The sequence below is a fragment of the Paraburkholderia sp. JPY465 genome (assembly GCF_050436725.1).
In the GTDB taxonomy this organism is placed as follows: domain Bacteria; phylum Pseudomonadota; class Gammaproteobacteria; order Burkholderiales; family Burkholderiaceae; genus Paraburkholderia; species Paraburkholderia youngii.
In genome coordinates, this window is sequence record NZ_JBNDMT010000005.1 from 62,280 (window position 1) to 82,951 (window position 20,672).

At 59.1% G+C, this 20,672-nt stretch carries 20 protein-coding genes and 7 pseudogenes; 17 read left to right on the forward strand and 10 right to left on the reverse strand.

Features of this window, described 5'->3' with window-relative positions:
* Positions 1–53 precede the first annotated feature (53 nt).
* Positions 54–326, forward strand: coding sequence for a UBP-type zinc finger domain-containing protein (locus QFZ94_RS33030; RefSeq protein WP_429462144.1), 273 nt, complete (start codon positions 54–56; stop codon positions 324–326).
* A gap of 65 nt (positions 327–391) precedes the next feature.
* Here QFZ94_RS33030 and QFZ94_RS33035 read toward each other — a convergent pair whose 3' ends face one another.
* From QFZ94_RS33035 to QFZ94_RS33050, 4 genes are all read right to left on the reverse strand, one after another.
* Positions 392–3,226, reverse strand: coding sequence for an ATP-dependent Clp protease ATP-binding subunit (locus QFZ94_RS33035; protein ID WP_429462146.1), 2,835 nt, complete (start codon positions 3,224–3,226; stop codon positions 392–394).
* A 187-nt stretch (positions 3,227–3,413) separates the two neighbouring features.
* Positions 3,414–3,554 carry a hypothetical protein gene (locus QFZ94_RS33040; protein ID WP_429462148.1) on the reverse strand — a complete coding sequence of 47 codons (141 nt, stop codon included), beginning with the start codon at positions 3,552–3,554 and terminating at the stop codon, positions 3,414–3,416.
* Positions 3,555–3,689: 135 nt separating this feature from the next.
* Positions 3,690–4,325 carry an Hsp20/alpha crystallin family protein gene (locus QFZ94_RS33045; RefSeq protein ID WP_429462150.1) on the reverse strand — a complete coding sequence of 212 codons (636 nt, stop codon included), beginning with the start codon at positions 4,323–4,325 and terminating at the stop codon, positions 3,690–3,692.
* Positions 4,326–4,508: 183 nt separating this feature from the next.
* Positions 4,509–5,084, reverse strand: coding sequence for an HdeD family acid-resistance protein (locus QFZ94_RS33050; protein WP_429462152.1), 576 nt, complete (start codon positions 5,082–5,084; stop codon positions 4,509–4,511).
* Between the two features lie 298 nt (positions 5,085–5,382).
* On the opposite strand from QFZ94_RS33050, the pseudogene QFZ94_RS33055 reads away from it, so the two are divergent.
* Both QFZ94_RS33055 and QFZ94_RS33060 read left to right on the forward strand, forming a co-directional pair.
* Positions 5,383–5,818, forward strand: a pseudogene (locus tag QFZ94_RS33055) (PRC-barrel domain-containing protein).
* Between the two features lie 899 nt (positions 5,819–6,717).
* The gene (locus QFZ94_RS33060) at positions 6,718–7,200 is read left to right on the forward strand and encodes a hypothetical protein (protein ID WP_429462154.1); all 483 of its coding nucleotides are present in this window, start codon (positions 6,718–6,720) and stop codon (positions 7,198–7,200) included.
* Here the strand turns inward: QFZ94_RS33060 and QFZ94_RS33065 are convergent.
* Positions 7,175–7,868: pseudogene (locus QFZ94_RS33065) on the reverse strand (IS6 family transposase). The gene QFZ94_RS33060 and the pseudogene QFZ94_RS33065 overlap by 26 nt on opposite strands.
* A gap of 294 nt (positions 7,869–8,162) precedes the next feature.
* Here QFZ94_RS33065 and QFZ94_RS33070 point away from each other — a divergent pair.
* From QFZ94_RS33070 to QFZ94_RS33100, 7 genes and pseudogenes are all read left to right on the forward strand, one after another.
* Entirely contained in the window at positions 8,163–8,456 is a 294-nt protein-coding gene (locus QFZ94_RS33070; RefSeq protein ID WP_429462156.1) for a toxin-antitoxin system TumE family protein, read from the forward strand.
* Complete coding sequence (locus tag QFZ94_RS33075) at positions 8,453–8,797, forward strand: hypothetical protein (protein WP_429462158.1); 345 nt, start codon at positions 8,453–8,455, stop codon at positions 8,795–8,797. The genes QFZ94_RS33070 and QFZ94_RS33075 overlap by 4 nt, the downstream gene beginning before the upstream one ends.
* Before the next feature lie 735 nt (positions 8,798–9,532).
* The gene (locus QFZ94_RS33080) at positions 9,533–10,078 is read left to right on the forward strand and encodes a RolB family protein (RefSeq protein ID WP_429462160.1); all 546 of its coding nucleotides are present in this window, start codon (positions 9,533–9,535) and stop codon (positions 10,076–10,078) included.
* A gap of 819 nt (positions 10,079–10,897) precedes the next feature.
* A pseudogene (locus QFZ94_RS33085) lies at positions 10,898–10,969 on the forward strand (IS6 family transposase); the annotation flags it as partial.
* A 69-nt stretch (positions 10,970–11,038) separates the two neighbouring features.
* Positions 11,039–11,569, forward strand: a complete 531-nt coding sequence (locus QFZ94_RS33090; protein ID WP_429462162.1) for a helix-turn-helix domain-containing protein — start codon at positions 11,039–11,041, stop codon at positions 11,567–11,569.
* Positions 11,496–12,041: an IS630 family transposase gene (locus QFZ94_RS33095; RefSeq protein WP_429462164.1), complete on the forward strand. Its 546-nt coding sequence runs from the start codon at positions 11,496–11,498 to the stop codon at positions 12,039–12,041. Before QFZ94_RS33090 ends, QFZ94_RS33095 begins: the two co-directional genes overlap by 74 nt.
* On the forward strand, positions 12,020–12,709 hold the full coding sequence (locus tag QFZ94_RS33100; protein ID WP_429462220.1) for an IS6 family transposase: 690 nt from the start codon (positions 12,020–12,022) through the stop codon (positions 12,707–12,709). The genes QFZ94_RS33095 and QFZ94_RS33100 overlap by 22 nt, the downstream gene beginning before the upstream one ends.
* A 24-nt stretch (positions 12,710–12,733) precedes the next feature.
* On the opposite strand, the gene QFZ94_RS33105 is transcribed toward QFZ94_RS33100, so the two are convergent.
* Positions 12,734–13,132, reverse strand: coding sequence for a helix-turn-helix domain-containing protein (locus tag QFZ94_RS33105; RefSeq protein WP_429462166.1), 399 nt, complete (start codon positions 13,130–13,132; stop codon positions 12,734–12,736).
* A gap of 290 nt (positions 13,133–13,422) precedes the next feature.
* Between QFZ94_RS33105 and QFZ94_RS33110 the strand changes: the two genes are divergently transcribed.
* The 7 genes and pseudogenes from QFZ94_RS33110 (at position 13,423) to QFZ94_RS33140 (ending at position 18,131) form a co-directional block, all read left to right on the forward strand.
* A complete protein-coding gene (locus QFZ94_RS33110) occupies positions 13,423–13,605 on the forward strand; it encodes a hypothetical protein (RefSeq protein ID WP_429462168.1) in 183 nt (60 codons plus the stop codon).
* A 3-nt stretch (positions 13,606–13,608) separates the two neighbouring features.
* Positions 13,609–13,854, forward strand: coding sequence for a hypothetical protein (locus QFZ94_RS33115; RefSeq protein WP_429462170.1), 246 nt, complete (start codon positions 13,609–13,611; stop codon positions 13,852–13,854).
* On the forward strand, positions 13,826–15,901 hold the full coding sequence (locus tag QFZ94_RS33120; protein WP_429462172.1) for a replication endonuclease: 2,076 nt from the start codon (positions 13,826–13,828) through the stop codon (positions 15,899–15,901). Before QFZ94_RS33115 ends, QFZ94_RS33120 begins: the two co-directional genes overlap by 29 nt.
* Positions 15,795–16,425 (forward strand): annotated as a pseudogene (locus QFZ94_RS33125) (IS6 family transposase). Before QFZ94_RS33120 ends, QFZ94_RS33125 begins: the two are co-directional and overlap by 107 nt.
* A 71-nt stretch (positions 16,426–16,496) precedes the next feature.
* Entirely contained in the window at positions 16,497–17,162 is a 666-nt protein-coding gene (locus QFZ94_RS33130; RefSeq protein ID WP_429462174.1) for a Mu transposase domain-containing protein, read from the forward strand.
* Positions 17,149–17,913 carry an ATP-binding protein gene (locus QFZ94_RS33135; RefSeq protein ID WP_429462176.1) on the forward strand — a complete coding sequence of 255 codons (765 nt, stop codon included), beginning with the start codon at positions 17,149–17,151 and terminating at the stop codon, positions 17,911–17,913. The genes QFZ94_RS33130 and QFZ94_RS33135 overlap by 14 nt, the downstream gene beginning before the upstream one ends.
* A complete protein-coding gene (locus QFZ94_RS33140) occupies positions 17,910–18,131 on the forward strand; it encodes a hypothetical protein (protein WP_129964327.1) in 222 nt (73 codons plus the stop codon). The genes QFZ94_RS33135 and QFZ94_RS33140 overlap by 4 nt, the downstream gene beginning before the upstream one ends.
* 113 nt (positions 18,132–18,244) lie before the next feature.
* Here QFZ94_RS33140 and QFZ94_RS33145 read toward each other — a convergent pair.
* The 4 genes and pseudogenes from QFZ94_RS33145 to QFZ94_RS33160 form a co-directional block, all read right to left on the reverse strand.
* Positions 18,245–18,364, reverse strand: a pseudogene (locus tag QFZ94_RS33145) (IS66 family transposase); the annotation flags it as partial.
* Between the two features lie 41 nt (positions 18,365–18,405).
* A pseudogene (locus QFZ94_RS33150) lies at positions 18,406–18,639 on the reverse strand (integrase core domain-containing protein); the annotation flags it as partial.
* Positions 18,640–18,694: 55 nt separating this feature from the next.
* Positions 18,695–19,429, reverse strand: coding sequence for an IS6 family transposase (locus QFZ94_RS33155; protein WP_429462179.1), 735 nt, complete (start codon positions 19,427–19,429; stop codon positions 18,695–18,697).
* Positions 19,430–19,468: 39 nt separating this feature from the next.
* Positions 19,469–19,819: pseudogene (locus QFZ94_RS33160) on the reverse strand (transposase); the annotation flags it as partial.
* Positions 19,820–20,672 lie beyond the last annotated feature (853 nt).

Sequence of the window (20,672 nt, forward strand, 5' to 3'; positions counted from 1 at the left end):
AGCGCAACCTTGATCCGCGCGCGTCTGCGCGCACCTGTCCGAGGAGCACGATCATGACCCCTGGTTGCACGCATCTGGGCGAAGCCCGGATTCTCCACACGTCCATCGACTATTGCGAGGACTGGGTGAAGCTCAACCAGCCGTGGGTACATTTGAGGCTTTGTCTTTCTTGCGGACACGTCGGCTGCTGCGATTCGTCGCCCAACCGCCATGCAAGCAAGCATTTTCACGCGACCGGTCATCCGCTGGTGCGTTCAATCGAGCCCGGCGAAACGTGGATCTGGTGCTATCGCGACGAAATCGTCGCGGGTGAGCTTGAATCCTGACGGCAAGGCCGCCCGGGCGGGCGGCCTCGCGTTCTTCTCTTCGGGATGCCAGCAGCGCAGCCGCGTCAAGCATGCGCCGGTGCCGGCTTCGACGCCTCACGCGACGTTTCCGTGGGCGATCCTCCTTTCTGCACACGCACGGAGTGCGTACCCGAATCGCAAGTCATCTTGACCTTGTCGCCGTCGCGCACGTCGCCTCCCAACAGCGCATCGGCAAGTTGCGATTCCACCTCGAGACGGATCTTGCGTTTGAGCATCCGCGCGCCGAACTCGGGGTCATAGCCGATCTGCGCAAGATGATCGCGCAACGCGTCGTCAAACGACAGATCGATGTTTTGGGCCAGCGCGGTACGCCGTACGCGCGCAAGTTGCAGGTCTACGATACGGCGGATCTGCTCCTTGCCGAGCGCATGGAACACGACGACTTCATCGACCCGGTTCAGGAACTCGGGCTTGAAATGATGCCGCAGCATTTCCATCAACCGGTCGCGCAGTGCAGGATAGTCGAGCTGCTTCGAGTCGGCCTTCATGTTGTCCTGGATCAGTTGCGAGCCGATATTGCTGGTCGCGATGATGATCGTGTTGGTGAAATCGACCAGACGTCCCTTGCCGTCGGTGAGCCGACCTTCGTCGAACAGTTGCAGCAGGATGTTGTGTACCTCCGAGTTCGCCTTTTCGATTTCATCGAGCAGCACCACGCAATATGGCCTGCGCCGCACGCGCTCGGTGAGTTGCCCGCCTTCCTCGTAGCCGACATATCCGGGGGGCGCGCCAACCAGCCGCGCCACCGTATGACGCTCGGAATACTCGCTCATGTCGATGCGCACCAGCGCGTTCTCGTCGCCGAACACCGAAGCGGCAAGCGCCTTCGCGAGTTCGGTTTTACCCACGCCCGTAGGCCCAAGAAAGAGGAAGCTCGCAGTCGGCTTGCCGGCCTCTGTCAAACCGGCGCGCGAAAGCCGAACCGCTTTCGCGACCGCGGAGACGGCCTCATCCTGGCCGACCACGCGTTCCTTCAGATGGTCTTCCAGTCGCAACAGCTTTTCACGGTCCTCGGCCGTGAGTTCAGATAGCGGCACGCCGGTGAGCGACGAAACGATCTGCGCAATGTCTTCGGCCGTCACTTCCTGCGAACTGGTGCCCCGCTCCTTCTTCCATGTTTCGGTGGCTTCGTGCAGGCGCTTCTGTTCTGCGACGAGCTGTCCTTCCAGTTCTTTGGCCTTATCGAATTGCTTTGCACCGCTGGCCGCGTCCTGTTCCTGCCTGATGCGGCGGATGCTCGCCTCGACATCGTGCAATGACTGCGGACGCGAATTCGACGAAATGCGCACGCGGGCCGCGGCCTGATCGAGCAGATCGATTGCCTTGTCGGGCAAAAAGCGCGCGGCGATGTAGCGGTCCGAAAGCTTTGCCGCTGCGGCGATCGCCTCTTCGGTAATTTTCACCTTGTGATGTGCTTCGAGCCGGTCGCGCAGGCCACGCAGAATCTCGATCGTTTCCTCGACGCTAGGCTCAGGCACCATCACGGGCTGAAAGCGCCGTTCCAAGGCCGAGTCCTTTTCAATGTATTTCTGGTATTCGTTCAAAGTGGTCGCACCCACGAGGTGCAGCTCACCGCGAGCGAGCGCCGGCTTGAAGACATTGCCGATGTCGAGGCCGCCTTCGCCGCCGCCCTGGCCCGCGCCGACAATCGTATGCAGTTCGTCGATAAATACAACCAGACGATCCTGGTTCTCGATGATCTCATCCAGTACCTGCTTGACGCGCTCCTCGAACTCGCCACGATACTTCGCGCCAGCCACGACGCTATTGATATTCAGTTCGACCACGCGCTTGCCGCGCAGCACTTCCGGCACCTGGTCCTGGGCAATGCGCTGCGCCAGACCTTCGACGATAGCGGTCTTGCCCACCCTAGGTTCGCCGATCAGCACCGGATTATTCTTGCGCCGCCGCGCGAGCACTTCAATGGTGGTTTCGATTTCCTTGTCACTGCCGATCACCGGATCGAGCTTCCCCTGGCGCGCAAGCGCGCTGAGATCGCGCTCGTACCTGTCGAGCGTGGGCGTGGTGGAGCGGTTTTCCATCTTGCCGTCTTCGGCGCCCTTACCGACCACTTTGACTGCTTTTTGCCGCATCGATTGCTGCGACAGCCCGAGCTTGCGCAGCAATTCACCTGCAAAGCCGTCTTCTTCCTCGATGAGCCCAATCAGAATGTGCTCTGGTCCGACGTAGCTGTGTCCCAGTTCCAGCGACGTCCTCAACGCATTTTCCAGCGCACTCTTGGCGCGCGGCGACACGCCGATCTGCACGTTGTCGCCCGACTCCTTGCGAGTGCCGCGCGGCGCAGTCTGGTCGATGGTCTTCTTGATCTCTTCGGGATCAAGCTTGAATTCGCGCAGAATTTCCTGCACCACGTTGTTATCGGCGAGCGCCAGCAACAGGTGTTCCGTATCGACTTCGTTCTTGCCATACTCGGCTGCGGCTTGCGCCGCGGCTTGCAGGCGGTCCAGACCGCTCTGGCTCAGGTACGTCTGCAGGTCCACCGCTTCACGCGCCCGGCGATGCCGGCGCGCGCGGCCGCCTGGGTGTCCGCCCGCTGACTCGCCCATTTGCCCGCTACCGGCGCCGTTACCCTGATCCGCGCCGCCGGATTGTCCGGGCGAGCGTCCGAGGCGTGTCCGGCTACCGCGGCCGGTATCCATCTGCGGCCACATATCGTCGAACAGACTGTCGAACAGTCCGCCGTGAAAGAGGGACTCGAGCGGCGAGAGGCGGCGCTGATTGCGCGCCATGAATTCCATGTAGTGCTCATCGCACAGCGTCAGCTGACGGCGCTGGCCGTTTTCGGTGATCGTGATCTGCGAGGTTGCGGGCTTTCCACAAACGATGCACTCGGCCATGATGATCTCCTTTTCGTCCATGCGGTCATTGCTTGCCGCGCGGGTAATGGGTTGGGGTGGGTGGAAAATATCTAATCTCGCTGCTTATTCCGATGCTCCGTTGTTCGGGCGCTGGGCCCGCGCCGCACGGTAGCTTCGTCCGTATCGGGCGTACCGCGACATGCGGCAAGCGCACATCGTCCACTTCTTATACGGGCAGCACCGTGAGCCGCCACCCATTGGGAAATGGGCCCGGCAGCTTGCCCGTGAGCGAGCGCACTTCACGCTCGCTCGCTGCCTCTTCGGGTCGTTCGTCGCTGCCGGGCAGCACCTCCTCCAGCTCGAGCAAGTCGCCCCATTGCCAGAATTGGAAAGTCTACTAATCGCCTCGTCGATTTATTCCGGGGTCCGAACGAGCGTAGCGGCGCCACGAGATTCATGCGGGTTATTTCACGGCAGGCCCAATCGCGAAGCGCGGACGGTGTTATTTGATCTCGATGCGCCGCTTCGCTGCCGGTTCGCCGGCCGCTTTGGGGACGCGCAGCGTCAGCACGCCGTTTTCAAATCTGGCCTCTGCCCGATCGAGATCGACGCCCGTGGGCAGCGGGACCGCGCGCTGAAAGTGTCCAAACGACCGCTCGACCCGATAGCATCCCTGCTCTTCGCTCGTCGATTCCAAGCGTTTTTCGCCGCTGATGATCAGCATGTCTTCCATTACTTCGAGTTCGACGTCGTCGCGGGTCATGCCCGGCAATTCGGCGACGATACGTAGTGCGTCGCCCTCGTCGGTGACGTCGATACGCGGTTGAAACTCGCTGGCGCTGAAGTCGCCGAACCAGCTTCCGAGCGGTCCACGACCTCCGAACGGATCGCGGATCAATTCGGCAAACAGGTGAATCGGATCAGGCAGCGGCCAGCTGGCAAGCGCAAGTGCTACCGGCGCCGCAGCGGCTACCGTCGGTGGCCCGTTACCCGTTTGCGTGCCGCCAGTGTGTTGCCCATTTTGCTGCGCGCTTTGCTGACTGGTGCGGGGCCCAGCGGCGTCGCCCGATGCGCTTTTTTGCGCCGGGTGTGAGCGTAGAAACCGGAATGGATTCCATTTTTCGAGATCAAGATGCATGTGACTCTCCTTACGTGAGGCAGGCCTGTGGCAGACCCGCGGCCAGAGCCTGGAAATGACGGGCGGTCCATTCGACCTCCGGATGCGAAGGTCACAGCAGGCGCGGCATGGCGTGCGTGCGCGCCGCGCGTGCGGACGCGGGCCCTGAACTTGAGACTCCCGGAGTGCCCGTGAGTGGTGCATTTACGGATGCATTGGCGCGTGTGGCTCGCCGGCCAGGCCGCCATGATGCCAGGCACGGGCAGTCATGCCGAGTACAAACAGCAGCGCCCCCGTGAACAACGCATACACGCCGATCAGCCAGACGAGCGCTAGTGCGCCGGCGCCCGGGAAGAGCAGCACGAAGATGCCGAAAAGCAGGGACAGCACTCCAGTCAGCACCAGCATCCACGCATTGCGAAGGCGCCTGTGCAGCCGGGCTGCTGCGATCAGATCGAATACGCCAGTGATAATTGCGTTTGCGCCGATTACGGCGACCAGCACGAGGGTGGTTATGCCCGGCACGAGCGCCGCTATGACACCGGCGCCGATGCTGCAGATGCCGAGCAGCAAGGGTACCCACCAGCCGCCGTGCGTCGCGCGGTCGCGAATGGCCGCGGCGATCGCGACAACGCCGCCGGCGATTGCGTAAGCGCTGAAGAGAGTGACAAGCAGTAGAAGCGTAAGACCGGGCCAGAATAAAGCCAGAGTGCCGAACAGCAGTGCTACGGTGCCGCGCACAATGAGCATCCACCAGGCCCGCCCAAGCAGTTCATCCATGTCTGACTCCACCTCTACGTTAGATGATGAACTGCATTCTAGGCTTAGCGCTTCTGCGATTCTTTCGCGTTTCTGCCATGCTTTCCGCAATCCTCCGTTCATTCATGAAGCCCACGATATGGCGTGCAGATTGGCGGCCCGGATGAGCCGAAATACCACGATCCATCATCGTTTTTTTATAGCGGCTTGCCTTTAGGCGTCCTAACATGAAGTTACGCTACTCACGGTTCAGCAATAGCCTGTTCACTGCTGGCCCGGTGTCGCACCGTGAAACCGCGAAGAGGACAAAGGGAATCTCATGAAAAAGCATCTGCTTGTATGGCTGCTCGCGTCGTCGCTCGGAACTCCCTCTAGACGCGCACGCCCAGGTGGCCGGCGCCCAGCCGCTTGGTGTCAGTGTGGAAGAGTCGGCCGCAATCGTGGCAGGCTGGAGCGTGAGAAAGTCGTTCATGGACAAGCCGGTCTTCAACGAGAAGGGTGAGCGTGTCGGTGTTATTCATGACATTATTGTGGCACCGGATCGATCGGTATCGTTTGCAATTATTGCGGCAAACCAGTTTCTGGGCGTGTCGCATCACGACGTGGCCATTCCGATCGAGCAGCTCGATTTCAACAATGGCAAACTGGTGCTTGCCGGTGCGACGAAAGATGCGATCAAGGCCCTGCCTGAGTTTCAATACGCGAAGGTACGCGCCACACCGGCGCCAAGGTCCAACTACAGCGAACATCACTGACATCAGTCCCGCATCGTCCGTGGTGGATGCGTTTGCCGCGCGGCACAGCCAGTGCACAAGGCAATGCGGTCGCGCGCGGCAGCCTGAAGCTTGCGCCACGAGTACGACAAAGCTTGTGACGCAGCGCCATTCCCCGTACCCCAGCACAGAGCCGCACCGCCATGTGCAGCAGAAGCAATCGCTGTGCGCTAACCCGGTTTAGGGCTCGTTCCGATGCCGCGTAATCCGGTCGCCAATCCAGGTGTTGCGTCCTCAGTCCTAAAGCGGCATGACGGGATTGCCGCCATAGGCATACAAGCCCTGCGCCTCATGCGCAATGGCATTGAGACCGTTCACGAAAGACACCCCGGGCGGCGATTCTCGTGACAGTTCGGGGTCGTAGGTCAACCGTCTCAGGCAACGCACCCAGGTCGCGTCCCGTACCTTTTAGACCGTCTTCGAGCAGCCTTTAGACAGGGTGTGTCATCTCTGAGCCCGCATACGGGGTCGGGCCGCGACGATCAGGATCCTCGATTCAAGCGTGAGCGCCTTACCCCAAGCCACGTCCGTCGACGCTGATCGCGGATGCGCGTGCGCACGACATGCCGCTTCGCACGCCGGACTGCTTTCGAACGCTGCTGATTCGGCGCGAGCGTCAACTTGCGGAATGCCTTCAGGAGCGAGGGATGCTCATAATCCTTGCTAACAGCGCGTCGGGCGTCGTCCCGAGTTACCCAGCGATACGGCTCAGCAGCAACTCCATCAACGAAGTCGGGTAGCTTTTTCCCATCTGACGAATCGGCCTTACTTCCTTGCATTCAATGTAAGTTTGGGTATGCGACGAGGCAACACGGAGATTTCCACTTGTCATGACGCAAACGACAATGTCTACCCCGAATCACCCGTTACGCTGCCAACCGATGAACGTCGCTGTCAGCAATGGCGGGCTGGAACCGGTGCGGGGGCCGCGGCTCCTTATACCGACAGGTCACACTATTGTGCAGGCAGGGGGCTGCGACGACCTCGGGATAAACCACTCCATCCGGATAGTTTCACCCTTTGTGGCCGTTGTTCCGGCGGGGGCACAACTGGCGACGGTCGGTGACGACGATCCAGAGGGATGGGTTATCGCACTCGAACCAGGGATACTCGGGCAAGTCTCGCAAGAAACCTTTGGCGCAGTTCCGAAATGGTCCAGGACCTGGGATCCGTTCCTGCGCGAGGCTGCGGACACATTGGCTACTTTGCATCGTGCGGATCTCATCGACGCTGCCTGCACCGACGCTTTTGCCGATGTCATCTCGGCGCACATTGCTCTGCGCGGCACTGTCACGTTAATTTGCTCGCGACGTAATAGTGGGGGGGCAACGCGCTTGCTCAGAAAACGGGCGGGACTTGGGTGATCTCTGTGAAGCGATGCCAGGCGGCGATGCGTGTGGCAAGCTGTTTGCGATAGAGCGAGGCGCGTAGCAGGTGTCGCTTCAGCGCGAAGTGCTGCCGGATCGGACCGAAGCTCGATAGGAAAGCCTGCGTGCGCTCTGGACTGGTGACTGTTTTCGGCCCGGTTATTGACCCGCGCGCTGGCTTTGACAAAGATGTGCTTGACGCAAGCCAGTGCGGGAATCTCGGCTTTCGCCGCCCGATAGCTGCGCAGCTGGTCAGTAACGATCTTGCGCGGTACCTCAGAGCACGCGGCAAGCACGCGCCTGAAAAACCGCTTCGCTGCTGCCTTGTCGCGGTGCTTCTGTAGCAGGATATCGAGTCCAGCACCGTGTTGATCGACGGCGCGCCACAACTGGTAAGGCTCACCGCGCAACGTCACAAATACTTCGTCAAGGTGCCATGTGGTGCCGGGCTTGCGACGCGACGCTTTCACACGGTGTGCGAAGCACGCGCCAAACTTATCGCACCAGCGTCGTACCGTTTCGTAGCTGACGATAACCCCGCGCTCGAACAGCAGCTCTTCGATATCGCGCAGGCTGAGCTGGAACCTGAAATGCCAACGCACCGCGCAACTGATGACCGATGCAGGAAAGCGATGACCGTGGTACAGCGATTTTGCATTTTTCATCATGCGATCTTACCCGACCATCTCGATAACGTGACAATGCCACCCGAACGCATCCGGCGATACTTCCAGCATGATCCTGTCCGTTATGCGGCTTGATTTCAACATTTTATTGCCTGATCAATAATGTGCCAGGATCCTGCAAATCTCACAACACCAATTCGGCCTCAAAGCTCTGCCACGCAAGGCTCTCCGCATTGATCAGGCTCGACTACGTAGCGCAGAACCGCGTCGCCGAGTAACCATGTGCTCTTATGGCGCTTGACGCCATAAGAGCGGTATGGCATCCTGCGCCATATGAACAAAAAAGCCACCCTCCTGTTCGAGGACCGAACCATCTACCCGGATGGAGCCATTCTCGAAATGCGCATCTGGCGATTACCGGAGAGCGACGGCGAACGACCGCACGGTCTCAAGTACAGCCTGTTTTATGGTCGGGCTGGTCAGCGAATCATCGGCTACGACAACGAGCGAGGCAAAGGTGACCACCGGCACTACCGGGATCGGGAAGAGCCGTACAAATTTTCGACGCCTGAGCAGATGGTGGCTGATTTTCTAGATGATGTTGAACGTGAGCGAGGTGAATCATGAGCAAAATGAACGTGCATGTTGGTGGCGCGCGGGATATGGGTCGTCGATTCGCGGCGGCGTTCAACCGTGTGCAGGCAGGCGAGGATTTCGAAGAGCGGCACGTGACGTTTCTGTCTCTTGAGGAGATGCTGGCTGCACTGTCGCCGAAGCGCCTTGAGATGCTTCGTCATCTACATCGCGAAGGCGCAGAGAGCGTGAAGGCGTTGGCAACTGCGCTGGATCGGGACTACAAGCGTGTCTACGAGGACGTGGTGATGCTCGAGAACGCTGGCCTTATTGTGCGCGAAGCAGGCCGTCTGACCGCGCCGTGGGACGCGGTGAACGCCGAGGTTTCGTTGTGACCGAATCGCACACGGCCGTTGATGCGCCTGATTCTGATCGTTGGCTATGAGGCGATGATGGCGTTTAATCCGGCTAGCGACATGTGCGCGCCTTATGTATGCCTCTTGGCTCGGATCCACCAGTTCAATCCGCACTGACCTGTCCCCTTCAAAGAGAGCCAGTCAGATGCTAGTTAAACCAAAAAAACGTCCCATTCAAGGATGACTTGTCTACAGCAGCTCAAAGGGCCAAAAAACAGCTTCCTTTGAAAAGGAAATTTTCAAAGGATCACGTTATTATCAATCACAAAAATTGAAAGGTCAGCCGAATATGACCAACTGAATCATGGAAGAGGTCGGTATTATTATCTGGCACCGAAAGGCCAACAACGCATTACACGGAAGTATAAAATATCACGAAATCCCCGAACGCAATGACGTCACAAGCATCCAATCCATTTTATACAAAGGCATGACATTCGCATAATTGAAAGGGCAGCCGAATATGACCGACTGAACCATGGAAGAGGTCGGTATTATTATCTGGCACCGAAAGGCCAACAACGCATTGCACGGAAGTATAAAATATCACGAAATCCCCGAACGCAATGACGTCACAAGCATCCAATCCATTTTATATAAAGGCATGACATTCGCATACCAGATCCAGAGGCAATATCAAACAAACTCCTGATGGCAGAGATACCCCCATATCAACGCCTTGTCTGGCAACCCCGAAAGTATTGGAAAGGACTGGTGTCTGCCCATATCGAGCTGGCGGTGAAGGATTACAACGACGACTATCTGAAGACACTAAAACGGCTACAGAAATCTTGGGTCGCAAGGGTGCGCGATGCTGGCTGCGACATCGATAAAGCCATATTAGCAGAGTTCGAAAACAACCCGTGCATTAACAGTCCACTGTTCGCCAGCCCACTAGAATGCATTCAAATGGACGGAGATTCCGCAGAACTGGCATACATCTATCTGCCGAAATCTCGCGCAGATGAATGTGCGCTTCGTGGTGGACTTACAGATATTCCAGACTGGATGTGTTCTTGGCAAGACGAGATGAAGAAGTTTGTGGCGCTGGATATTGCGCCAACTGACGCCAGGTCCACCAAGACCAAAATAGTAGCTGAATACCATCGCATGGGATGCTCTGAGGTCGACGCAGATGATATCGAACACGTCCTGACTATTCCGGTGACTGATTACATGGGTGTAAACGGTTGTGTTTACTATCGCTCGCGCCCTTTAACATTTGACATCATCGCGAATACGCCCGTGATACCTGATTAAAGGGGTGTCTTAGAAAGAACCCTTACAGTTGATGTTGGGCTTGGCATGGATTGAGATTGTCTTCCCCGTTCTGTCGTGCGTCCGTCATGTGTGCATCGTCCCCTTTTGTTAATCAAGCTGCTTTTTTACGTTGTTTTTATGTCTTTTGTGTTTTGTTCGCACCTATATGAGTGCTTTGCTACTTCACGAAATAAGCCTAAGCCCCGTCGAGACAGCGGTCGGCGCAACTGTATTTTATATATTATAAATTAAAAATATTATGATCTTATGAGTATCCAAGTTCGGTATTGTCATTATAAATTTATGCAATTCATTGCCAATCCAATAATGCAATTATGGTAGTTATAATTCGATTGCACTTCATAAAACGTAGTCTTTTAAGATGTGACCGCGATTCACGTCGTCGCATTTAAATTTCCAGAACTCGGGCGGTTTTTTTGATATGATTCTGACTAAGGTGCCTGAAGCCACACGTGACACTGAACGATCATTCAGTAATGTAGTGAACGCCAGCTCTACCGCGTCTCAAGATCGCTTTCCAATTTTCGTGTGAACGCACTATAACGCTCCCCTTCGACAAGGCCAAAAGGTTCTGGCAATGCGCAGACGACCGAAGGCGGAACTTTGATCGAGGCGACTGGTGAGAAGCTGCGTCAGGCCGGGATCGAACAGACCCCATTCAAGGAGCCGGCGGCCCCGCGTAACCTTGCAGATAGGGGCTTTCTCACTTTCAAAGCGGCAAGCACCGTGTTGTAGCACACGCATGGTGCGTCCAAAGGGCATTGTCACGTTATCGAGATGGTCGGGTAAGATCGCATGATGAAAAATGCAAAATCGCTGTACCACGGTCATCGCTTTCCCGCATCGGTCATCAGTTGCGCGGTGCGTTGGTAAGTGTTCCGGGTAAACGGTTTGGAAGTTCGGGCGTTTGAGTAAGGATTCCAACTCGAACCCCGTTCTATGAAGTGCATCATCAAGCTGAGCGAAGTTGAAAGGCGTACCTTGCAGCAAATGTCCGTGAACCATAGGCATCGAGACATCCGCACACGTGCTGCGGGCCTGCTGCTGCTCGACAATGGATTGAGTGCACCCAAGGCCGCGGCCGCGCTGGATGTCAGTGCGCAGTCGATCTACAACTGGTCCCGCTTGTGGAAGGAACAAGGCTTGTGTGGTCTGCTGTCCGGTCACGGAGGCGGTCGCCCTCGTGCGTTGTCCGAGGCGATGCTCGCTACGGCGATGGAAGTTGCACGCACGGAGTCCATGACGCTCGGGCAAATCGCGAAACGCATTGAGGCTGCGCATGGCAAGCCGATACCGTGCGTACTGGAAACCTTGTCGGTCGCCCTTCGGCGCAATGGTTTCTCCTTCAAGCGAAACCGCTTCTCGCTGAAAAAAGCGCAACCAGGAAGACTTCGAAATGAAATCGGCCACACTGGACAAGCTGCAATGCGCCGCGCGTGTCAACGCGGTCCGACTCGTCTATCTCGATGAAGCCGGCTTTGCTGCCTCGCCTCCCGTGCAAAGGGCCTGGTCACCGCGCGGCCTTCCTCATTGTGTCGAACCTCGCTTCCATTGCCGGCGCTCGGTGCTCGGCGCGCTCGACTTCGGCGCCAATACACTTGCTTACCATGTCGCGAGTTCATCGATCAAGGGCGACGCTGTCATCGAGTTCCTTGAGCAGGTCGCCCGACAGGGCGATGAACGTCCGACAGTGGTGGTACTCGATAACGCTTCGATCCATCATGCCATCGATTTTGAAGTCCATGAGCGCTGGTTACGCGAGCATCGCATGCAGTTCTACCTGCCGTCATATAGTCCCGAACTGAACATGATCGAGATCCTCTGGAAGCAGGCCAAATACCATTGGCGCAACTTCGTCACCTGGACGAAGGAAACCATCGACGATGAAGTTCGCAAACTGCTCGCTGGCTATGGCACCAAATTTCAAATCAGTTTCGCCTGAACACTTATTTCAGGTTCCAGCTCAGCCTGCGCGATATCGAAGAGCTGCTGTTCGAGCGCGGGGTTATCGTCAGCTACGAAACGGTACGACGCTGGTGCGATAAGTTCGGCGCGTGCTTCGCACACCGTGTGAAAGCGTGGCGTCGCAAGCCCGGCACCACATGGCACCTTGACGAAGTATTTGTGACGTTGCGCGGTGAGCCTTACCTGTTGTGGCGCGCCGTCGATCAACACGGTGCTGAACTCGATATCCTGCTACAGAAGCACCGCGACAAGGCAGCAGCGAAGCGGTTTTTCAGGCGCGTGCTTGCCGCGTGCTCTGAGGTACCGCGCAAGATCGTTACTGACCAGTTGCGCAGCTATCGGGCGGCGAAAGCCGAGATTCCCGCACTGGCTTGCGTCAAGCACATCTTTGTCAAAGCCAACGCGCGGGTCAATAACCGGGCCGAAAACAGTCATCAGCCGACCCGCGAACGCGAGCGACGCATGCGTGGCTTTCGCGATCCAGAGCGCACGCAGGCTTTCCTATCGAGCTTCGGTCCGATCCGGCAGCACTTCGCGCTGAAGCGACACCTGCTACGCGCCTCGCTCTATCGCAAACAGCTTGCTACACGCTTCGCCGCCTGGCATCGCTTCACAGAGATCACCCAAGTTCCGCCCGTTTTCTGAGCAAGCGCGTTGCCCCCCACTGTTTTACGTCGCGAGCAAATTAACGTGACAGTGCCGATTCACGGACATCGTTTCACTTCTTGATTCCGCCGCCTCGGAAGTGGGGGTTACCGACACTCCAACCGCGCACAAGATCAAGTTCAGCGCGATAGCCCCCGCCGCTTTTCCCCAGATCGACTCCCACACTGCACGCCCGCGAACGTCCTTGGTTCGCTCATAGTTCACGGCGGCAATAACTTCAATCGGCGCGACGCCAAGTATTTCCGCCACGCGCGCGGCGGTCAGGTCATCAAAAGTGCCCGTACCGGTTCGATACCGACTAACCGCGGCACGCGTCACGCCTAGCGCTTTGGCGGCGGCATAGTCGGAATCAATGCTCAACCGCGCCTTAGCCGCGTCCAGATATTCCACTGTCGTTTTCATGCATATCCCGCTTGTCAAGAGAACCCGCGTTTACCTTACGCAACTCGTCAATGGCATGCAACGTCTCGCGGTATTGACTAGTTACACCAGCGTGACGTAATGTTACGTGCGTCGGGGCGCATTAAAACAGCCTGAACCCACTGTGACGACTGATCCCTTTGCCGTTGCATGGGCACCGCGCCGCTCACCGGCGAGCGACCGAGCGCGGAGTGAGGCGCTCGACCCGATTATTTCCCGATACCGCACGACACCAACCCGGCGCGCGCTCAATTCTTTCAGGAGTAGCACACATGCAACCGTGGGATAACGTGTTGATCAAGGCCGACAGCAAGCATCCGGACGCAGGGCGTGCGGGCGTGATTCAGGCGGCAGACCGGTCGGCAGACGCCTACACGATCCGCCTCGATGCGGACGCATCAAACCCGGTGAAGTTCGCGACAGCGCACGCGGACGACCTGACCCGTCTGGGCTGAAACATGGTCGCGCTACTCTCGAAATTCCGCACCGGCGACCGTGTACGCATCGACGCGACCGGCGAGTTGTACGCTTACATCGACGGGTGGCGCGGCATCGTGTGCGCGGTCGGGCCGCGCCCAGCCAATGCGGTGCATTCGCAGGTGCTAGAGGGTATTGCGCCGTCGAATGCGAGGCGAGAGTTTTTCTCGTGCCGCATGATCAGATGGCGTTCGACCTGTGATTACACGACTCACACCGGAGCATGAATGGGCCGCTTCACTGGTCGCGGATATTCCGCGTCCGTGGGCGGCCCGTCTGCTATCGGCGTGGGAGAAACGCCGTGCTTCGTTCAATCCCCTTGCGACTACGGGCGAAGGGATTGCACGGCGCAAGGCCAACGAGCAGCTACGCGCCGACGTCGCGCTGATGCGGCCCGTGTCGAAAGCATTGCCGCTTGATGCGTCCGACAGCGAACTCTGTAATGCGGCGTGGAACGCGGCGGAGCGGTGCCGCGTGAAGCTGATCGCGCTGGAAGCGGAGCAGCAGAAATACCCGACCGAGACCCTGATCGACTGTGTACGCGCGGCGGGCGCGGCGGCAAGCCCGGCCGAGCTCGATGCGTTCGAACAGCGCGCGGCGCTCGCGCGGCTCTGTGTGGCGGATGGCATCGCGGCACCGGAAGCGGAGCGCTATGAGGACGTGCCCGCCGTGCGGCGCATGGTGGCGGCGCACTGGTGGAAGGGGCGGATGCGCCGCGCGCATGCGATGGCGCGCGAATCGGCGGCAATCAGGCTGGGCATCGTCGGGCGCGGCCGGGAGTGCTACGTGTCGGACGTGTCGAAGCTAGACCGGCAGTGGCAGAACGAACGCAACGCGGCCGCGCTCGCGGCAACCAGCGCGCGCAACGTCGAAACGGAACAGGAATTCACGCTGGCGGAGCTCGCCGCGAAGGGACCGGCGAACGCGGCAATCCGGCGCGCGGAACTGATGACACGCATCAACGGCTTTGAGCGCATCGCCATCGCGACCGGGCATGCGGGGCTGTTCCTCACCATGACGTGCCCGTCAAAAATGCACCGAATGACGACCGTCGGCGCGCGCGGCGGCCGCTCGCGCAGCAACGGCGAATGGGACGGCACGACCCCGGACGAAGCACAGCGCTATCTGGCGAAGGTATGGGCGCGCATCCGGGCAGCGCTCGCGCGGCGACAGGTGAACCTTTACGGGTTCCGCATTGCTGAACCCCAGCATGACGGAACCCCGCACTGGCATTGCCTGTTTTTCTACGAACCGAAGCATGAGGCGACCGTTCGCGCGATGGTGCGCCGCTACGCGCTCGCGGTCGATGGTGATGAACCCGGCGCGCAGGAGAAACGGTGCGACTTCAAAACCATGGATCCCGCCAAAGGCACCGCTGCGGGCTATATCGCAAAGTACGTGGCGAAAAACATCGACGGCTACCGGCTCAAGAAGGATCTCGAGGGAAATGATTCGCTCGAGACATCGGCGCGCGTCGAAGCGTGGGCGACGCGCTGGCGCATTCGCCAGTTTCAGCAGATTGGCGGACCACCGGTTACGGTGTGGCGCGAACTGCGCCGCGTTCAGAGCGTACCGGCCGATGCGCCAAAGCACGTGATCGCGGCGCATAACGCGGTGAACAGGGTAGCGACCTTCGAAGGCCGCGAAAACGCTTCGGTCGCGTGGGAGCACTACGTGCACGCGCAGGGTGGTGTTGCGTGCGGGCGCAACTACCGCGTACGGCTGGCGCGCGCGGCGTCCGACAAGATCGGGCACTATGGCGAGGCGGGCGCGCCGGTAACCGTCGGCGTGGAGTATTTCGAGGTGGCGAAGGTGCGCGACGTCATTGGCAACTGGATCGACGTGCTACCGCGCACGGTGACGGTCGGATCGAAGCGCTTTACGTGGGAAATCATGCGCCCGGCCGCAAGCGCACGCGCGGGCTATGCGACGCGGCCGGTTCAGGGTTTGGAGTTGGGTTTGAAGCGCGATCATCGCGCGCCTTGGACCTGTGTAAATAACTGTACGGAAGGGGCCGAAGATGGAGTTAATCAGCGTATCGAGCGAAGAGAGTATCCGGGACCGGCATTGTCACGTTATCGAGATGGTCGGGTAAGATCGCATGATGAAAAATGCAAAATCGCTGTACCACGGTCATCGCTTTCCTGCATCGGTCATCAGTTGCGCGGTGCGTTGGCATTTCAGGTTCCAGCTCAGCCTGCGCGATATCGAAGAGCTGCTGTTCGAGCGCGGGGTTATCGTCAGCTACGAAACGGTACGACGCTGGTGCGATAAGTTTGGCGCGTGCTTCGCACACCGTGTGAAAGCGTCGCGTCGCAAGCCCGGCACCACATGGCACCTTGACGAAGTATTTGTGACGTTGCGCGGTGAGCCTTACCAGTTGTGGCGCGCCGTCGATCAACACGGTGCTGGACTCGATATCCTGCTACAGAAGCACCGCGACAAGGCAGCAGCGAAGCGGTTTTTCAGGCGCGTGCTTGCCGCGTGCTCTGAGGTACCGCGCAAGATCGTTACTGACCAGCTGCGCAGCTATCGGGCGGCGAAAGCCGAGATTCCCGCACTGGCTTGCGTCAAGCACATCTTTGTCAAAGCCAGCGCGCGGGTCAATAACCGGGCCGAAAACAGTCATCAGTCCAGAGCGCACGCAGGCTTTCCTATCGAGCTTCGGTCCGATCCGGCAGCACTTCGCGCTGAAGCGACACCTGCTACGCGCCTCGCTCTATCGCAAACAGCTTGCTACACGCTTCGCCGCCTGGCATCGCTTCACAGAGATCACCCAAGTTCCGCCCGTTTTCTGAGCAAGCGCGTTGCCCCCCACTGTTTTACGTCGCGAGCAATTTAACGTGACAGTGCCGATCCGGCCATCACTGTGCGCGAAGCCTTCGAGCGCGAGAAGCCGAGCCTGCTCGCATTGCCGGAGAACCCGTACCCGTGCGAACTGCAGCTTGCCGTGACAGCCGGCAAGACGCCCTATGTGCGCTTCGACCTGAACGACTACTCGATACCGCACACGCATGTGCGACGCACGCTCACGGTTCGTGCCGACCCGCATCAGGTGCGCATCCTCGATGGCGCCGATATCGTCGCCGAGCATGCTCGCAGTTACGACCGCGGCGCGCAGATCGAGATCGCGACGCACATCGATGCGCTGGTGGAGCACAAACGTGAGGCTCGCCACCACCGCGGCCTGGACCATCTCGCGCACGCCGCGCCGGCTACCCGGACACTGATGCTGCGCGCGGCCGAACGCGGCAGCAATCTGGGCAACATTACCGCGCAGCTGCTGCGATTGCTCGACCGGTATGGCGCCGCCGAACTGCAGGCCGCGATCGAGGAAACCCTCGCGAGCGGCGCCGCGCCGCACCAGAACCCGGTGCGCCTGGCGCTGGAGCGCCGGCGGGCTGCCCGGGGAGCCCCTCCGCCCATCGCCATCAAGCTGCCGGAACACGTGCGCGACAAGGACAGGCGCGTGACGCCACACCGGCTCGACATCTATGACCAGCTCACGCGGGAGGCCGATGATGAACAGGACTGAGCAGTTGCAGGAGCGTGCCAATGCGTTGCGGATGTATGGATTGCTGGCGCACTGGAGCGAGATCGCCGACGCGTCATGGGTCGAGCCGTTGCTGCAGTGGGAAGAGCAGGAACGCGCGCGCCGTTCGCTCGAGCGACGAATCCGCGACGCCCGCCTGGGCAACTTCAAGCCGCTGGCAGACTTCGACTGGGCGTGGCCCAAACGGATTGACCGCGGCGCGCTCGAGGAACTGATGGCGCTCGAGTTCGTCAGGGAGAAGTCCAACGTCGTGCTGATCGGGCCGAACGGCGTGGGTAAGGTAGCCCACCTCGTCAATCAGGAGCACTTCGGGCGAAGCGTAGCGATGCAGGCGCCGGCGCAGCGCCGAGTCACTGTCGAGTGCGGCCAGTTCGCCGAGCATCTGGCCAGCAGTGGTAAAGAGCGCCGTGTAGCCGTGTATGAGCGACTGGTACGCGAGGTTCAGTGCGAGTGTCGATTTACGTACTCGAACCGCCATGCCGACCTGCTGTTCGAGCTGGTGAGCCGCAGATACGGCGCCGCGAGCACAGTGGTTACAACGAACAAACCGTTTGCAGCATGGTCGGAGGTGTTCCCGAATGCAGCCTGCGTCGTGTCACTGGTCGATCGCCTCGTGCATCGCGCCGAGGTCATCGCGATCGAGGGCGAGTCGTATCGCGTCAAGGAAGCGCGCGAGCGGGCCGAGCAGCGCTCCAGGAGGCGTAACGCTGCGCGCCCGGAGAAGAAGCCGTGAGCCGCCGCACGCACCTGCCTTCGGGCCTGTCTCGCGGGCTGGACTTCCTGATTGACGCCGACTGGTCACCCCAGCAGGCGTTCGCCGTGTTCGAGCTGCTCAGCGATCTGCGCGCGCGCATCTGGATGCGTTACGGCGCTGAGTTACACGAGCTGATCCGCGTGCAGCGTTCACCGCCCACCGACGCCGATATCGACGACGTCGAGGGCGGGTTCTGATCCTGCTTTACTCGCCCTGCGGGCGGCAATGCCTGCGGCGCATGGTCCAGTGTTTAACTCAACCTTGCGCCGCCGTCTGGTGTCGGATTTACGCCGCCGCCAACACTGGCTTATGCACCGTCAACTGTGTCGCTGAACAGCCAGCTTTTCCTCGACGTGACAAACGGCCTGACGTCGCGCTCGCAGACGTTGTTGTCTATTGCGGCTCGCCCGTCAGTGACGTAGCGGCTCAGATTGAAGCGCCCCGGGTTTTCCGGAGACTGTTTTGCTTGAGTCATGCCACGGTGGCAGACCCAGCGAGATTTGCATAATAAGCGGCTTCTGCCTCGGCGGGTGGAATGTTACCGATGGGGCCGAAGAGCCGACGATTGTTGAACCAGTCCACCCATTCGAGCGTGGCCATTTCAACGGCCTGCAGATTGCGCCACGGCCCGAGGCGGTGAATGACCTCTGCCTTGTACAAGCCATTGATCGTTTCAGCCAGCGCGTTATCGTAGGAGTCGCCCAGGCACTGTCACGTTAAATTGCTCGCGACGTAAAACAGTGGGGGGCAACGCGCTTGCTCAGAAAACGGGCGGGACTTGGGTGATCTCTGTGAAGCGATGCCAGTCGGCGAAGCGTGTAGCAAGCTGTTTGCGATAGAGCGAGGCGCGTAGCAGGTGTCGCTTCAGCGCGAAGTGCTGCCGGATCGGACCGAAGCTCGATAGGAAAGCCTGCGTGCGCTCTGGATCGCGAAAGCCACGCATGCGTCGCTCGCGTTCGCGGGTCGGCTGATGACTGTTTTCGGCCCGGTTATTGACCCGCGCGCTGGCTTTGACAAAGACGTGCTTGACGCAAGCCAGTGCGGGAATCTCGGCTTTCGCCGCCCGATAGCTGCGCAGCTGGTCAGTAACGATCTTGCGCGGTGCCTCAGAGCACGCGGCAAGCACGCGCTCGAAAAACCGCTTCGCTGCTGCCTTGTCGCGGTGCTTCTGTAGCAGGATATCGAGTTCGGCACCGTGTTGATCGACGGCGCGCCACAACAGGTAAGGCTCACCGCGCAACGTCACAAATACTTCGTCAAGGTGCCATGTGGTGCCGGGCTTGCGACGCCACGCTTTCACACGGTGTGCGAAGCACGCGCCGAACTTATCGCACCAGCGTCGTACCGTTTCGTAGCTGACGATAACCCCGCGCTCGAACAGCAGCTCTTCGATATCGCGCAGGCTGAGCTGGAACCTGAAATGCCAACGCACCGCGCAACTGATGACCGATGCGGGAAAGCGATGACCGTGGTACAGCGATTTTGCATTTTTCATCATGCGATCTTACCCGACCATCTCGATAACGTGACAATGCCCTCGCAGGTACAGCCACGGCAGCGCTGCCGACACGCGCGCGGACTTGCGCACGTACGGCGGTACGATCGCCGAATTGAAATGGATGCCCGAACCCGAACGATCCCGGACTTTCGGTACCGTGACCGGACCGATCGCTGTGACGACCTCGCGTTCTGGCAGATAACCGTTGCGTACCACGGCACGCCGGCCATCGATGGACTTTACGTTGCTGTACTGTTCAAGCATAGTCGCCAGTTCCGCTTCGACTGCCTGCTGGATGATCTGCCGCGCGCCTTGCTGGATCAGCTCATCGAGCACACTCTTCGTTTCCGATTTACTGCCAGTCGCTTCTTCTGTAATCTTCTTCATGGTGGTCGGTTCCGGCTCTCGCCGGGTTCGCTGGTTGTGCCTTCGACAAGCAACATTCTCAGCTAAACCGCCACCGCCTTCTCAAATTTCCCCCGATCCCGCGTACACCACTTTCGACAATAACTCGCGGGTCAGTTCCGCTGGTTCAGCCCGCCCATTGCAGCCCAGTTGAGGTCCCCACTAGTAGCTATACCATCGATAGTTCCTGTTAAGTGCGTTTCGATCTGGCGAAAGACGTCTGGGTTTCGCATCATGTATCTCGCCGCCTCTGAGACATTTGGCGGTACGTTGCCGTCGGTGTTTTCTGCGAGCCAATATAGACCACCCGCCTCCATCCGTCTCCACCCGTTATTTCCCATATACGAGCTTAGGGTGCCTGCCGCTTGTTCCGGACTCGTTTGTTCTTCTCCTTTCGCTACTGTTGTGTAATCTAGGTCTAAGTTGGCCAACCACCGCTTTTTGTCTGCCCCAATCTGATCTGGACTGGGACAGACCTCCCGGCAATCCAACTGTGCGGTGGGATCAGTAGACGTCAACTGAGCGCTGTCGTGGACTAATGCCGCCATTGTTTCTCTCCAGGAAGATTTGTGGGACAACAAAAATAGAGGTCGTGTGCCAAGCGGCTCAGAAATAGAGTATCAGATTCGTCAAAGTCGTCCACGACCGACCGCGAAGCGGGAAATGAAGACGCGAAGCGGCTTTGTCAAGTTGACGAACGTAGACTGTACGCGCACCAGTAATGGTAGTTTCCTTATTAAATAGCCTTACCGATTGAGGCAGTTCCAGTCCAACCGTACCATGTGGCGAAGCGTTCCTGGAGTGCGGCACGATGACTTGCCGCTTTCATTTGATG